Source organism: Candidatus Sororendozoicomonas aggregata, from assembly GCF_031528575.1.
In the GTDB taxonomy this organism is placed as follows: Bacteria; Pseudomonadota; Gammaproteobacteria; order Pseudomonadales; family Endozoicomonadaceae; genus Endonucleibacter; species Endonucleibacter aggregata.
In genome coordinates this window covers 1-14,491 of record NZ_JAVLSP010000095.1, presented here as the reverse complement: position 1 = coordinate 14,491, position 14,491 = coordinate 1, and the positions used below count along the sequence as shown (strand labels likewise).

General features: G+C 46.4%; 9 protein-coding genes and 1 rRNA gene. 6 read left to right on the top strand and 4 right to left on the bottom strand.

The window, feature by feature from the left end:
* The first annotated feature begins 261 nt into the window (after positions 1-261).
* The 6 genes from V4C51_RS14845 (at position 262) to V4C51_RS14820 (ending at position 9,747) form a co-directional block, all read left to right on the top strand.
* Positions 262-924 (top strand): RING finger domain-containing protein, encoded by a 663-nt coding sequence (locus V4C51_RS14845; RefSeq protein WP_330926962.1) that lies wholly within the window; start codon positions 262-264, stop codon positions 922-924.
* Between the two features lie 417 nt (positions 925-1,341).
* Positions 1,342-5,238, top strand: coding sequence for an ATP-dependent RNA helicase HrpA (gene hrpA, locus V4C51_RS14840; RefSeq protein ID WP_330926961.1), 3,897 nt, complete (start codon positions 1,342-1,344; stop codon positions 5,236-5,238).
* Between the two features lie 214 nt (positions 5,239-5,452).
* Complete coding sequence (locus V4C51_RS14835; protein ID WP_330926960.1) at positions 5,453-6,916, top strand: sigma-54 dependent transcriptional regulator; 1,464 nt, start codon at positions 5,453-5,455, stop codon at positions 6,914-6,916.
* Between the two features lie 681 nt (positions 6,917-7,597).
* Positions 7,598-8,410 (top strand): MinD/ParA family ATP-binding protein, encoded by an 813-nt coding sequence (locus V4C51_RS14830; protein WP_330926959.1) that lies wholly within the window; start codon positions 7,598-7,600, stop codon positions 8,408-8,410.
* A 2-nt stretch (positions 8,411-8,412) separates the two neighbouring features.
* Positions 8,413-9,135: an RNA polymerase sigma factor FliA gene (locus tag V4C51_RS14825; RefSeq protein WP_330926958.1), complete on the top strand. Its 723-nt coding sequence runs from the start codon at positions 8,413-8,415 to the stop codon at positions 9,133-9,135.
* Between the two features lie 159 nt (positions 9,136-9,294).
* Positions 9,295-9,747, top strand: coding sequence for a rhodanese-like domain-containing protein (locus tag V4C51_RS14820; RefSeq protein ID WP_330926963.1), 453 nt, complete (start codon positions 9,295-9,297; stop codon positions 9,745-9,747).
* A 90-nt stretch (positions 9,748-9,837) separates the two neighbouring features.
* On the opposite strand, the gene V4C51_RS14815 is transcribed toward V4C51_RS14820, so the two are convergent.
* The 4 genes from V4C51_RS14815 to rrf form a co-directional block, all read right to left on the bottom strand.
* On the bottom strand, positions 9,838-11,010 hold the full coding sequence (locus V4C51_RS14815; protein WP_330926957.1) for a vWA domain-containing protein: 1,173 nt from the start codon (positions 11,008-11,010) through the stop codon (positions 9,838-9,840).
* Positions 11,011-11,016: 6 nt separating this feature from the next.
* Positions 11,017-11,859, bottom strand: a complete 843-nt coding sequence (locus tag V4C51_RS14810) for an AAA family ATPase (RefSeq protein ID WP_330926956.1) — start codon at positions 11,857-11,859, stop codon at positions 11,017-11,019.
* A gap of 354 nt (positions 11,860-12,213) precedes the next feature.
* Positions 12,214-13,779, bottom strand: coding sequence for a murein biosynthesis integral membrane protein MurJ (murJ, locus tag V4C51_RS14805; RefSeq protein ID WP_330926955.1), 1,566 nt, complete (start codon positions 13,777-13,779; stop codon positions 12,214-12,216).
* A 165-nt stretch (positions 13,780-13,944) separates the two neighbouring features.
* Positions 13,945-14,061, bottom strand: a 5S ribosomal RNA gene (rrf, locus tag V4C51_RS14800).
* Between the last annotated feature and the right edge of the window lie 430 nt (positions 14,062-14,491).

Here is a 14,491-nt window from a genome sequence, read left to right as displayed (position 1 = left end):
GAGAATAGCGGGACTATTTGACGAACAAAAGCGACTTTTTAGACCCATTTATCGTAGCCGCAGTAGGAGCATGACGTTTAAGACCGCTTCTCAGGTTCGACTAACTACCAAGCGTCGTTGGTGCCCGTCGCTAATAATTAAAAGCCACAAAGTGCTGATACCTGATCATTTTTGTAAACAGTGTTTAAAATACCCTATCCATAATGCAGAAGCAGATAGCAGGATCTATAGTACAAAAAGGCAGACGGTAAGGAGAGTGTTATGCCAAATGTAAATGAAATCCTTCCAGAGGTTGTCACCGATCAACCCTTGTCCATACAGAGAGGGCATCCCCCCCCTCACCATCAAAGTAATAGCCATTATCCTGAAATACCATTAACTGAATTGAATGATACACGGTGTGTTATCTGCCTGGAAAATTATGAGGCCGGTAACACTGTTGGCAAGCTAAAAGAGTGCAATCATATTTTTCATGAGAATTGTCTATTAGGCTTTCTGGGTGTCCCCAGTATCTACCTGGGCTCTACTGAACCTCACCAAATGTACTCTTATTGCTTGCGAAAAGCAGTAAGAGCGTGTGGTTCATATGTTAACGAGTGGATAGCTTGTTTAACCGGTACTTGTACCCTCTTTCTTTACGATGATATCTATTCATTAAATCTGCATCCGCGTCGAATTGAACTCAGTGCTAGTGATCTCGCGCTGCTTCATAATCCTGAAAATCCCAGATTCCTTGCAGACCACCTCAGGAGTCTAAGATGTTATTATCACTACGGTAATGACGGTAATGGAAACGGCGAATGGTTCGAACAGCGTTGCCGTTATAAAATACCTGCATGCCCCTGTTGCCGTAGACCTTTTGAGGTCAGAGGAAGTTACACGCTCTACCGAATCACCACCGACACCGCAACCAGCCAGGAGTAGTGAGATGTTTTCCAAAAATACCCATCGTCTTTTCTAATTACCGGTAACAGCTTACAAACTGGACGTCAGAGCAATAAAAACGATGAGTAATAGCGTGTTATTGCCAGGAGTTTCAACGCAGGGTTGCCGTTCGTTGGCAACGTAAGGCGCATTTAGAAGAGTCGATTGGTATAATTTCCCGACTTTATCCCATTGGACGGGTAGCAGCGTATACCCATTCGCCAGGCATTTAAAAAACATCAAACTCACCACCTGGCTCACTGTGAGACTGTCACTTTTCGCGCGATGTAAAAGTCCACGAATCAGTTTGTATCCAATGGCTGTATTGCATTGATTGATACATTTGCCGGTGGTAGGCAAATAACCATTGTCAATGGTAGTATGCTTCCTTTTAATTCATACGTCAGGAATTACTGCGTGCCCAGCCCTGTAATAAACCAATTACGACAGCACCTCCCATCTTGCATGATTAAGGATCAATACCGGTTTAGAAACCAGTTACGTCGTTTGTCGTATGATAATCACAAAGGGCTGGAAAACATACAAGCATCAATAGCGGCTTCTCAGGCACAGGCCAGGCGGCGTTCAGCTGCTGTCCCTGAGATCACTTACGACAAAGAATTACCCGTTGCCTCTCGAAAAGAGACTATTATCAATACCCTTCGTGACAACCAGGTGGTGATTATCGCTGGAGAAACGGGGTCTGGAAAAACCACACAATTGCCAAAAATGTGCCTGGACATGGGACGAGGTGTTCTGGGCCTGATTGGTCATACCCAGCCGCGGCGTCTCGCTGCCCGTCAGGTGGCTGCCAGAATAGCAGAAGAGTTAGACGTCCCTGTGGGTGAGCAGGTAGGCTACCAAGTTCGTTTTAATGACCATGTCAGCGATAAGACACTGGTTAAGTTAATGACTGACGGTATTTTACTGGCTGAAATTCAGAATGACCGCTTTTTGCGCCGCTATGACACCCTCATTATTGATGAAGCCCATGAACGCAGTTTAAATATCGATTTTTTGCTGGGTTTTCTTAAACTGCTTCTACCCAAACGGCCTGACCTTAAAGTCATTATCACCTCGGCCACCATTGATGTAGAACGATTCTCCCGGCATTTTAACGGTGCCCCTGTGCTTGAAGTTTCAGGGCGAACCTACCCGGTTACCGTGCATTATCGGCCATTAGAGGGATTAAACCTTGAAAGCCGTGATGCCGATCAACGACTGCAACAGGGCATTTTATCCGCGCTTCAGGAAATTTTTGAACTGGAACGTAGTGGGAAAAGTACACGTTTAGGCGATGTACTGGTCTTTTTAAGCGGTGAACGGGACATTCGAGAAACAGCGCGTTTTCTCAGGGATGCCAGGCTGCCCCATACTGATATTTTACCTTTATATGCTCGTCTAACTGCCGCTGAGCAGAATAAAGTATTTCAGATCCATGCGGGGCGTCGAGTGATTTTGTCAACCAACGTCGCAGAAACATCCCTGACTGTGCCCGGTATTCGTTATGTGATTGACCCGGGTATGGCCAGAATCAGTCGTTACAGTGTCCGCTCGAAGGTTCAGCGTTTACCCGTTGAACCTGTCTCTCAGGCGTCGGCCAACCAGCGTAAAGGGCGTTGCGGTCGGGTGGCGGCCGGGATTTGCTTTCGGCTTTATGCTGAAGAGGACTTTCTGGGGCGCCCGGAATTTACTGATGCCGAGATTCGCCGAACAAACCTTGCTGCGGTTATCTTGCAGATGCTAGGTATGGGACTAACAGATATCGCCCGCTTTCCCTTTGTGGATAAACCCGAAGATAAAGCCATTAACGACGGTTTTAAACTACTGCAAGAACTCGGCGCGGTTAATAATAAACGTGGCTTAACCACTATCGGCAGGCAACTTGGCAAACTCCCCGTTGACCCAAGATTCGGGCGTATGTTGATTGAAGGAGCCAAAAACAACGCGCTTTCTGAATTACTCATTATCATTAGCGCCCTGACCATCCAGGATCCAAGGGAGCGCCCCGCAGATAAGCAACAAAGAGCCGATCAGTGCCATCGGGAATACTACCACGAGGACTCTGATTTTCTGACTTTTGTCAATCTCTGGCAGTCTTATGAAGAGCATCGCCAGGCGCTCTCACAAAACCAACTGAGAAAACATTGTAAGAAACAATTTTTATCCTTTATCCGAATGAGAGAGTGGCGTGATTTGCACCGACAGCTCACCCTGGCCTGTCGTGATTTGTCGTTTCAGTGTAATGAAGAGCCAGCCAGTTATGGCGATGTTCACCGCTCACTGCTGACAGGGCTACTCTCCCACCTGGGCAACAAAGATGATGAGGCCGATTATCTGGGAGCAAGAAACCGGCGCTTTTATCTGTTTCCAGCATCCACACTGCATAAACGCAAACCTAAATGGGTGATGACGGCTGAGCTGGTAGAAACCTCACGCCTGTTTGGCCGGGTAAATGCCAAAATAGATCCTCGCTGGATTGAGCCGCTGGCCCAGGACCTGGTGAAGCGGAACTACTTTGAGCCTCACTGGGAGAAAAAGCGGGCACAGGTAGTGGCCTTTGAACAGGTTACGTTGTATGGCTTGATTATTACTGGCCGTCGACGTGTAAATTTTGATGCAATAGACCCGGTTGTTGCCCGTGAAATTTTCATTCGTGAAGCGTTAGTGGCCGGTGAATACACTTCCAAAGGCTTGTTTTTTTCCCATAACAAAAAGCTGATTGAGGAGGTGGAAAAACTTGAAGATAAAACCCGCCGTCGGGATATTCTGGTTGAGTCTGAAAGGCTGTACGCCTTTTACGATGAGCGCATACCTGCTGAAATTACCAATGGCCCAGGGTTTGAGCGGTGGCGGGTGACTATTGAGCGAGACAAACCACACTGGTTGTGGCTAACCCGCGACTATTTAATACGCCACGATGCAGGGCAGGTGGCTGAAGCGAAGTATCCCGATTGTTTTCGCTGGGAAGGGCTTAAACTGCCATTAACGTATCACTTTGAACCGGGGCACGAGCATGATGGCGTCACCCTTACCGTGCCGGTTCAGGCTTTGCGACTCCTTCCCTTATACCGTTTGCAATGGCTGGTCCCTGGTATGTTATTTGAAAAGTGTGTTGCAATGGTGCGGGCTCTGCCAAAGGCGCTGAGAAAAAACTTTGTGCCTGTGCCTGATTTTGTCCGGGGAGCGTTGGATTCGGTATCGGCCTGTGATATTCCATTGGTAGAAGTGCTGGGTAAACAGTTAACGCGTATGAGTGGCGTGCCTGTTCCAGATGATGCCTGGGATGTTGACCGTATAGACGCCCATTACCGAATGAATATTCGGGTGGTTGATGCCTCTGGTGATACGCTTGCGCAGGGGCGCGACCTTGTGGCGCTGAAAACGCGCTTTGGTCAGTTAGCTGAAGAGAGTTTGCACTCAGAAGATTCAGACCCGCTAGAACAAACGGGACTCAAAGACTGGACATGCGGTGAGCTACCTTTGGAAATGACCCGAGATTATGCGGGACTGACGTTAAAAGTGTATCCAGCCCTGCTCGATCAGGGGGACTCAGTTGCTGTCAAGCTCTTTGATAATGAAGCTCTGGCAGCCTGTGAGCATCGGGCTGGACTGATAAGATTGCTGCGTTTCAGGCTTGTGAACCCACTGAAAATAGCCCTTTCCAACATGAAACTGCTCAAACAAACACAGCTGTTGGCGACAAACCTGTTTAGCCACAAAGCGCTGGAAGATGACCTGTCGTCTTTTCTTGTCGCCGAAACCTTCCTGGCTGAATCGGTAAGACCTGACAGCAAAGCGGCCTTTGATACGTTGATTGAACGTTATCAGGATGGGCTTACCCCCCTGGCAGAGAAAGTCGACCCGTTGCTGAATACTCTTTTTAAAACAGCACAAAGTATTTCCCGACAATTGAAGGCAAAGAATATTCCTTTTGACCGCGCCTTTTCCTTATCAGATATCAAGCAACACCTGAGCTTGCTGATCCATAAGGGTTTTCTTCAGCAAAGTGGGATGAAATGGCTGGTCCACTACCCACGCTACCTCAAAGCCATTGAGATGCGGCTGGATAAACTCCCCGGAAAAGTCAACCAGGATCGTGCCTGGGCAGAAGAATTAAATACCCTGTATACAGGGTATGCGCGCCGTTTGGATGCCCATAAAACCCATAAAATTTTCGATAAAAACCTGACGCATTACCGCTGGATGCTCGAGGAATACCGGGTATCGCTGTTTGCACAACAATTAGGCACGCATTTTCCTGTATCAGACAAGCGTTTGAGAAAATTATGGGCAGATGTCGTAGAGGTTTAAGAAGTGGCAGCATCTTTTACCTTTTGTACAAAGCACCAAACAAATTGTCAAACTCATGGAAATTCTGAAGAGTATTTCCCTATGATGAATAAAAAAATGGAAAATTTGACGTAGTGGTTTTTTATACCTTTAATGAATTAACAAGGGTGTATTAATTTCCAAATATTGTGCCGTTATGTTGTTTTTTTGACTTGATGACAAGGACCGTCGTCATATGGAGATAACTAATCTGGTACTGATCATTGATGATGCGCAACAGCGCCGTCATGATTTAAGCACCGTACTTCAGTTCATGGGATACAGACCTGTCGCTACAGCCTCACGCTTTTGGGAAGAGGCTGTGAAGATGCATCCGGCTGAGCATTTCTGCGCTATTTTCCTGGGGGAGCACCTGGAGGCCGAGCGGTCTCTACAAGCATTACTGGTGAGAGTTCAGCGCTGGAGCGCAGGCATTCCTGCCATACGGGTGGATGAACCTGTGCCTGATACCTTACAGGTGGCGTTTAAACGTCAAATTATTACACGTATTGACTGGCCCTGCTCAAAGTCGTCGTTATTATCGGCACTGCATTTTGGACAGGTATACCGAGAGCAGTGGCGGCAAACCCAACAAGCAGGCACAACGCCTCAGGTTGAGTTATTCCGGGGTTTGGTGGGCAAAGGGGAAAAAATTCGCAATGTCCGCGCAGCCATGGCACAGGTCGCCGATAAAGACGTCAATGTGCTAATTACCGGAGAGTCTGGCACAGGGAAGGAGGTTGTCGCGAGAAACCTTCACCAACACTCCAGTCGAAATGAGGGGCCTTTTGTACCCGTCAACTGTGGTGCTATTCCTGTAGACTTGCTCGAAAGTGAGTTGTTTGGTCATGAAAAAGGCGCCTTCACGGGAGCTGTCGCTAACCGGAAAGGACGCTTTGAATTGGCCCATGGCGGAACATTATTTCTTGATGAAATAGGTGATATGCCACTACACATGCAGGTCAAACTCTTACGGGTTTTACAAGAAAGGGTGTTTGAACGTGTTGGGGGCAGTGAATCCATTGGTATTAATACCCGGGTGATAGCTGCAACTCACAAGAACCTGGAACAAATGATAGCCGAAGGCACCTTCAGGGAAGATTTATACTACCGCTTAAATGTATTCCCCATCGAAATGCCCGCCTTGCGTGATCGTCCAGAAGATGTGCCGTTAATGATCAATGAATTAATCCGGGCTATGGAAAAACAGGGAAGAGGTTCAATACGCCTGAGCTCAGCAGCTATTTTATCTCTCTGTCGTCATGAGTGGCAGGGAAATGTCAGGGAAATGGCTAACCTTCTGGAACGTTTGGCTATTATGTTCCCCTACGGCGTCATTGGTATTCAGGATCTACCCGAAGATTACCGTCATCTGAGCGATACTGAAGAAGGTGATGATGGAGTGACAGACCTCTTTCCAGACAGTATCCAACCAGCAGGAACAGGCAAAGTGGATGATCTTGCAGTGTTACCGGTAGGCGGCATTGACCTGAAAGACTTTTTAACCCGCCTGGAGAAAAGTTTGATTCAACAGGCACTTAATGATTGCAACAATGTCGTTGCCAGAGCGGCAGATAAGCTGAAAATACGCCGAACAACACTGGTGGAAAAAATGAGGAAGTACTGTATGCACCGGTACGAGGAGGCAGCAAAAGAATAACCGCAATAGTACACTCTCAAGCAGTAGGCTAAAACTGTGACTCTTACTCCTGCAACCCTTGTCCCTGAGGGTTGCAAAATTCAAGTGCCATCATCCTGAATTCAGTCGTTGAACGCCGTTTTCTCCATAAGGAATAAGCCCCCTGCAAGTTAAAAGCGGTCAATTACTGAATTCAAGTACGGATTTTAAGGCGTTGTGATAACTTCACTTTTGCCGACTGTAATGATACTAATCAGTTATTCTAACTACAGTATAAATCTCAGGGGAGCCTTATTCTGAAAAATCTTTGCCAGAATAATATGATACAACCAGCACCAAACACCTTTAATAAAAAAATGACGTTTTTTTATTTTATTTTTAAGTTGGTAAAGTTTACGGCAATTATTTGGATAACGCATCGGCATTTTGTTGTCACCATACAGTCTTAGTGTCAAATTATTTTCTGATTGCAAAACGATAAAATGCCAATTTTTTTTATTTCCCTCATTCTCTTTATGAAGCGTCAAATAAACCACAAAATATTTACTCAGCCCTTTTTATTATTTATTTTATAAACAACCAGTTATATATTGCGTGGCTTTTTTTCGGAAAAACTGAAAGATAAAAAAATAATTTTTAAAAATGGCATGGAATTTGATTGATAAAAAGTGATAATCCTTTTTATTAAATGAAGATAAAACTATGACCTCGAAAACAAAGCGTGTTATTGCGATCGCAGGTTGTAAGGGAGGAGTCGGAAAAACATTTGTATCTGTGAACCTTGCAATCGCACTATCTCAGTCAGGACAACGTGTAGTCCTGATGGACGGCAACCTGTCAGTACCGGATATTGGCCCAGCCCTTGGCCTCAACACCAGCGTGGCAGCCACAGGCACAGAATCCACCGATAAACGCTGGGAAGGAGAAATACTCCAGGGTCCTTGTGGCGTTAACATTCTTGCGCCAGCGGATGGTGCCATATGGCGCCAAAGCATTGAAATTAATGATTCTGTGCGTCTTATCAGTAAGTTGGAAGAGTTGGCTACCGCACTGGATATTCTCATCATTGATACGGCTCCGGGTATGGCACCCGACAATGTCACACTGATCCAGGCAGCCGGTGAAGTATTAATTGTTGTTAATCAGGATGTGCTTTCCCTACTTGATGGTGCCCGCCTGATCCGTTTGCTGAATCATGTATACAGTGTTCGTCGGTTTGGCATTGTTGTTAATGCTGTGTCCAGTAAGAAATCAGGATCAGAGCAGTTTGAACGTTTGCAATCCTATCTGAACTATGAAAATCAGATGGTTTTGAGCTTTCTGGGTACGATACCTTTTGACAAAGCTGTTGCTGATACCCTGAATAAACAACAGGCGCTCCTGACCGCTTGCCCCGACTGCCGTGCAGCACGTGCTTTTGGGCGCCTTGCACACCAGATGTCATCAACACCAGTGCCAATGCCAAGGGGGAGTATTGAAATATTTATGCCGACCAAGGTCAAGGAAGGAGCGTAGCCATGTCATTACTTGCGCAGGCGGTACAAAAAAATCAAAAAGTAAAGGATGAACTGATAGAAGAGCATCGACCACTTGTTAAGCGGATAGCGAACCATTTGGCAGCGAGAATGCCAGCGAGCGTGCAGGTTGATGATCTGGTGCAATCCGGCATGATAGGTTTGCTCGAAGCTGCCAGAAAGTATGATGAAACAAAAGGTGCCAGTTTTGAAACTTTTGCAGGTATTCGTATTCGTGGTGCCATGCTGGATGAAATTCGCAAAGGTGACTGGGGGCCGCGATCCGTTTATCGTAATAGCCGCAAAATCAGTGAAGCTGTCCAGAAAGTAGAAGCAAAGCTTGGCAGGGACGCACGTGATTTTGAGGTTGCTGCTGAATTGAATGTTTCTGTTGATGAGTACTATACCATTTTAAGTGACTTACGAGGTTGTCGCTTATTCAGCTTTGAAGAGTTATTTGACAGTGAAGAGTCAAGAATGCAAGCTCGTTCAGGAGATAGGGGGCCTCAGGCCGATATTCATGAGGACAGGTTTAAGCAGGCGCTGGTTGAAGCTATTAATAAACTACCTGAGCGAGAAAAACTGGTATTAATGCTGTACTATGACGAAGAAATGAACTTAAAGGAAATAGGCAAAGTACTTGGTGTAAGTGAGTCAAGAGTTAGTCAGATTCATTCACAGGCGGCTATTCGGTTACGGGCAAAACTATACAGTTGGGTGAAATAATTTAAAAGGGTAATGAATATGTCATTTAACTGTCGTGTGACTAGATGACATTGCTTTGAAGCATTTTTTTTTTGCTTCCTATTATTCCAAGACAAGCAGGAAGTCATCCATATACTTATTAGTATAAATAAATGAAGTTAACCAATGGATGTAGAAGTGATGAAATGGACGTACCTGCTTGCCGCTTTATTTTTTTGTCTCATGCCTGCTGCCGTTAACGCTGAAGAAGCCCCAATGACAATCAAGGGGGTAATTACAATTAACACTCACCAGGCTAAGCTCTTGCATGAGCTAGGCGCGCCTTTTGTGGATGTCAGACCACACTCACAATGGCAGTGGGGGCATGTTGATGGTGCACACAACCTTGACTTAAGAGAAGGTTTTCAACAATTGTTCATCGCCGGCGCGCTGGATAAAAATGCCCCTGTTGTTATATACGGTAACAGCACCTACCATATGCGGGGTGCTATAGCGAGCTATTTGGCAGCCATGTGGGGGTATAAACAGGTTTTCTTTTTCAGGGATGGTTACTTTTCATGGCTGGCACTGGACTACCCTGTGACACTGGTATCTGATAATGATGGATCGCTCCAGGTAACGGTCAACGATTAAAGCTGGATTCAAGCAATAAGTGCAATTGACTTTCCCAGTATACAGGGAGGCATCCAGAAGCAGTACCTAAGACCTGTAACTAACGCCCTTCTATTTTAATGCGTTAACGGCTTGATCAATGCCAGAAAGCGTTAAGGGGAACATGCGGTCGTTCATTAATGCTTTCATCATCTGGATGGACTGACCATACTGCCAATGACTTTCAGGGAGGGGGTTTAACCACACAGCCTTTGAATAAATGTTTAACACCCGTCGTACCCACATTTCGCCGGGTTCTTCGTTCCAATGCTCTACGGAGCCGCCGGGGTAGGCAATCTCATAGGGAGACATAGAGGCATCGCCCACAAAAATAACCTTATAGTCATGGGGATAAGTGTGGAGAATATCGAATGTATTGAGCCGTTCATTATTGCGGCGCACATTATCTTTCCATACGCTTTCATAAAGACAATTATGAAAGTAGAAAAATTCCAGATATTTAAATTCAGCCCGTGCGGCAGAAAATAACTCCTCGCACATTTTTATATGGGGGTCCATTGATCCACCCACATCAAAAAAGAGTAATACTTTGATGGCATTACGTTTTTCTGGCACCATTTTAATGTCCAGAAAACCCCGGTGAGCAGTGGAGCGGATCGTATCGTCTAAATCAAGTTCCGTGGCCTCGCCCTGACGGGCAAATTGACGCAGCTTTCTGAGGGCTAATTTAATAGTGCGGGTGCCGAGTTCGATACTGTCATCAAGATTTTTAAATGCGCGCTTGTCCCAAACCTTGACGGCGCGGCCATGGCGGCCATTCTCCTGACCAATACGAACCCCCTCGGGGTTATAGCCGTAGGCACCAAAGGGACTGGTGCCGGCAGTGCCAATCCATTGATTGCCGCCTTGATGGCGTTTTTTCTGTTCTTCCAGCCGTTTCCGCAACTTTTCCATTAATTGTTTAAAACTGCCCTGACTTTCAATCTTGGCGCGCTCTTGCTCAGACAGATAGAGTTCTGCCATTTTACGCAACCATTGTTCGGGGATGTTAATCCCATCGTCATCGGCAACAAATTGAATGCCTTCAAACACGCTGCCAAAGACTTTATCAAATTTATCCAGCTTGCTTTCATCTTTGACAAAGGCAGAGCGCGCCAAGTAGTAAAAATCATCCACTTTATAGGAGGCACATCCGGCTTTCAGCGCCTCCATCAGCATCAGGTATTCTTTGATGCTGACGGGGATGCCGTTATCCTTGAGCGCATAAAAGAATTTGATGAACATGAACCGTTAGCCCCTGCGTTTGTTCATAAAAGCCAGACGTTCAAACAGGTGAATATCTTGCTCGTTCTTCAGCAACGCACCATGCAGCGGCGGGATTAATTTGTTGGGGTCTCTGCTCTTTAGCACCTCAAGGGGTAATTCCTCTGTCATTAACAGTTTTAACCAGTCCAGTAGTTCTGATGTGGACGGTTTTTTCTTGACACCCGGCACATCGCGCATGTCATAGAAAATAGTCAACGCTTCGCGCACCAATGATTTTTGAATACCAGGGAAGTGAACGTCAACAATCTCAGCCATGGTGTCGGCATCAGGAAACTGGATGTAGTGGAAAAAACAGCGGCGCAAGAAAGCATCGGGTAATTCTTTTTCATTATTCGAAGTAATCATGACAATGGGGCGGTGGGTGGCCTTGATGGTTTCGCCAGTCTCGTAGACATGAAACTCCATACGATCGAGCTCCAGCAGCAGGTCATTGGGAAATTCAATATCCGCCTTGTCAATTTCATCAATCAGCAATACAGGAAGCTTCTCTGACGCAAAGGCCTCCCACAATTTGCCCTTACGGATATAATTGCGGATATCCTTGACTCTCTCGTCACCGAGTTGGCTATCACGCAAACGCGATACAGCATCATACTCATACAAGCCCTGTTGCGCCTTAGTAGTGGACTTAATATGCCATTCGATCAGCTCCACGCCAAAGGCCCTGGCCACCTCTTCAGCCAGCACTGTCTTGCCGGTACCCGGTTCGCCCTTAATCAACAGCGGACGGCGCAAGGTGGCGGCCGCATTGACGGCAACTTTCAGATCATCGGTGGCGACGTAACTGTCTGTTCCTGTAAATTTCATAAGAAACCCTTTGTGACATACTGATTGTTAACGTCCTTCATAAGAAGTTGTTTATAATCATGGGCTTTAACCGCTGGTAAAAGCCGCCTGTTTTGAGCTTTCCTTCGTTACAGACTCCTAGCCCGGATATTTCATAAACATGCTCCTGGCCTTGCTCGCTCCTTGCGGCTCTAAGGGCAGTTTATGAAATATCCGGGCTAGCTCTCAGAAAACCGAAAAACAGGCAGCCTTCCCATGGGTTTACTTTTCAAAAAATATCATAAACCGCTTCTAAGTAAACTATTCGATCCATTGACCAACTATCAACCTCAGTATCGAATCGTAGTGACTGCAAACGTGCTTATATCAGCATAGTCATTGTTTAAATTGACTGGGCCTTACCCCTGTTATCACCAGGGCAAAGGCATAGACCACCATACCTGAAACCACGACAATACCTGTATCCATTATCCGCTCAGAAAGCGATGCGGTTAACCAGTCACTCACCTCCCCTTTCAAAGCAATTAATATACCCGCCATAGCCGCATTTGCCAGCAGCAGCTGAACACCATAACGCCACCAACCCTTCAATGGCTTGAATATCTGTGTTTTTCGCAGTCCCCAGTAGAGTAAACCCGCATTCAAAAAGGCTGACAGTGCCGTAGCCAGGGCCAAACCCGCATGAGCCAGAGGAAAGACCAGAATCACGTTAAATACCATATTGGCGACCATCGCTTTAATGGCTATTTTTACCGGTGTTTTCATATCCTGACGGGCAAAATACCCCGGTGCCAACACCTTAATCAGCATAAAAGCAACCAGTCCCAGGGCGTAGGCCCTCAGGCTTATGGCAGACATTACAACATCCTTGTCCGTCATCTCACCGTAATGAAACAACGTCGCAATCAAAGGCTCTGCCAGGATAAACAGTGCCACACTTGCAGGGAGGCCAATCAGTAACACCAAGCGCAACGCCCAATCCAGTGTTTGAGAAAATTGCCCTTCATTATCCCCGGCATGCCCACGGGACAAGCTCGGTAAAATAACCGTAGCAATAGCGATACCAAAAACACCCAGGGGTAACTCGGATAAACGGTCTGAATAATACAGCCAGGAAACACTGCCCGTCTGAAGGAAAGAGGCCAGTACCGTATCCAGTAATAAGTTAATCTGACTGACCGAAACACCAAATAATGCTGGCACCATCAGCTTCATTATCTGCCTTACCCCTTCATGCTTAGGGTCCCAACGCGGTGCCGGCAATAAGCGGATATGCCATAAAAAAGGCAATTGCAGCAACAGTTGCGCAATACCCGCAATGACAACGGCCCAGGCAAGGGCAATCACGGGGTCAGAAAACCAGGGCGTCAAATAGAGCGTTGCGCCAATCAAACTCAAATTAAGCAAAACCGGTGTAAAGGCGGGCGTAGCAAACCGGCCGTAACTGTTCAAAACAGCACCTGCCAACCCTGTTAGTGATATCAATAATAAGTAAGGAAACGTTATACGGAGCATCCCGCCTGCCAGCGCCAACTTATAGGGATCACTGTGAAACCCCGGAGCAAACAGGCTGATCAGCCAGGGAGAAAGTAGCATGCACAATACCGTGACCATCAGCAATGTGCCAGCTAGCGTACCACTAACCCGGCTGACTAACAGCCTGACCTCATCAAAAGACCGCTGAGTGCGATACTGGGATAAAACGGGGACAAACGCTTGAGAAAAGGCACCCTCTGCAAATAGCCGCCTGAGAAAATTAGGGATTTTAAACGCCACAAAAAAGGCATCAGCCGATGCTGTTGAGCCAAAATAACCGGCAATAACGATATCCCGCACTAAGCCCAATACTCTTGAGAACATAGTCATAATGCCGACCAGAACGCTGGACTTCAATAGTCCAGGTGAAGTGCTTCCATTTTTTTCAGGAGGACTTTCAGACATGGGAGAATAGGCCTTCAAGCTGAACAAATAATCAATTGATCTCACAGAGTCTATGCGATAACAAGGCTAATAGGCCATTCCCAGGCCACGCCGACACAGCATCAGAAATCTTCTGCTACAGCAAAAAACCCTGACAGCATGCGCTGTCAGGGTTTTCTATCAGGTGCCTGGCGATGAACAACTCTCACAGGCCGGGAACCCCACGCTACCATCGGCGATATGTCGTTTCACTACCGAGTTTGGAATGGAGTCAGATGGTTCCAACAGTCTGTAGTCGCCAGACGAAAGAGCGTTTATCTCTTGCCTGGAGTCTGGTTTTAAGGAGCCTTATTGCTAAACACGCTTCTATGAGCCTATCGGACTTATGCTTTCGAGCATAAAATTCAGTAGAGCGAGCCAGATTTTTCGATGGATTTGTGCGAATAGTTGACCTATTTAAGCAAATTGATCGGACATTCTGGCCGCACTTTCTCGCACTTTCTCGCACTTTCTGGATTTTAGGCCGAAATTGTCTTAAGTCCGACAGGCTCCTAATACGCCGCCTCGGATCACTCCACTTGAGAGTGTCTCAGAAGCCGTCTTAAGAAGCAGTCTTAAAAGTCATGTCCTACTACGGCTACGATAAATGGATCTAAAAAGTCGCTTTTGTTCGTCAAATAGTCCCGCTATTCTCCTCACAAAAGCGACTTTTTATCCGCCATTTCTCGCAGTC

Coding starts and splice junctions, on each gene's coding strand:
- V4C51_RS14830 (WP_330926959.1), top strand. CDS start 7,598: ATGACCTCGAAAACAAAGCGTGTTATTGCGATCGCAGGTTGTAAGGGA.
- V4C51_RS14820 (WP_330926963.1), top strand. CDS start 9,295: ATGAAATGGACGTACCTGCTTGCCGCTTTATTTTTTTGTCTCATGCCT.
- murJ (WP_330926955.1), bottom strand. CDS start 13,779: ATGTCTGAAAGTCCTCCTGAAAAAAATGGAAGCACTTCACCTGGACTA.
- V4C51_RS14810 (WP_330926956.1), bottom strand. CDS start 11,859: ATGAAATTTACAGGAACAGACAGTTACGTCGCCACCGATGATCTGAAA.
- V4C51_RS14845 (WP_330926962.1), top strand. CDS start 262: ATGCCAAATGTAAATGAAATCCTTCCAGAGGTTGTCACCGATCAACCC.
- V4C51_RS14815 (WP_330926957.1), bottom strand. CDS start 11,010: ATGTTCATCAAATTCTTTTATGCGCTCAAGGATAACGGCATCCCCGTC.
- V4C51_RS14835 (WP_330926960.1), top strand. CDS start 5,453: ATGGAGATAACTAATCTGGTACTGATCATTGATGATGCGCAACAGCGC.
- V4C51_RS14825 (WP_330926958.1), top strand. CDS start 8,413: ATGTCATTACTTGCGCAGGCGGTACAAAAAAATCAAAAAGTAAAGGAT.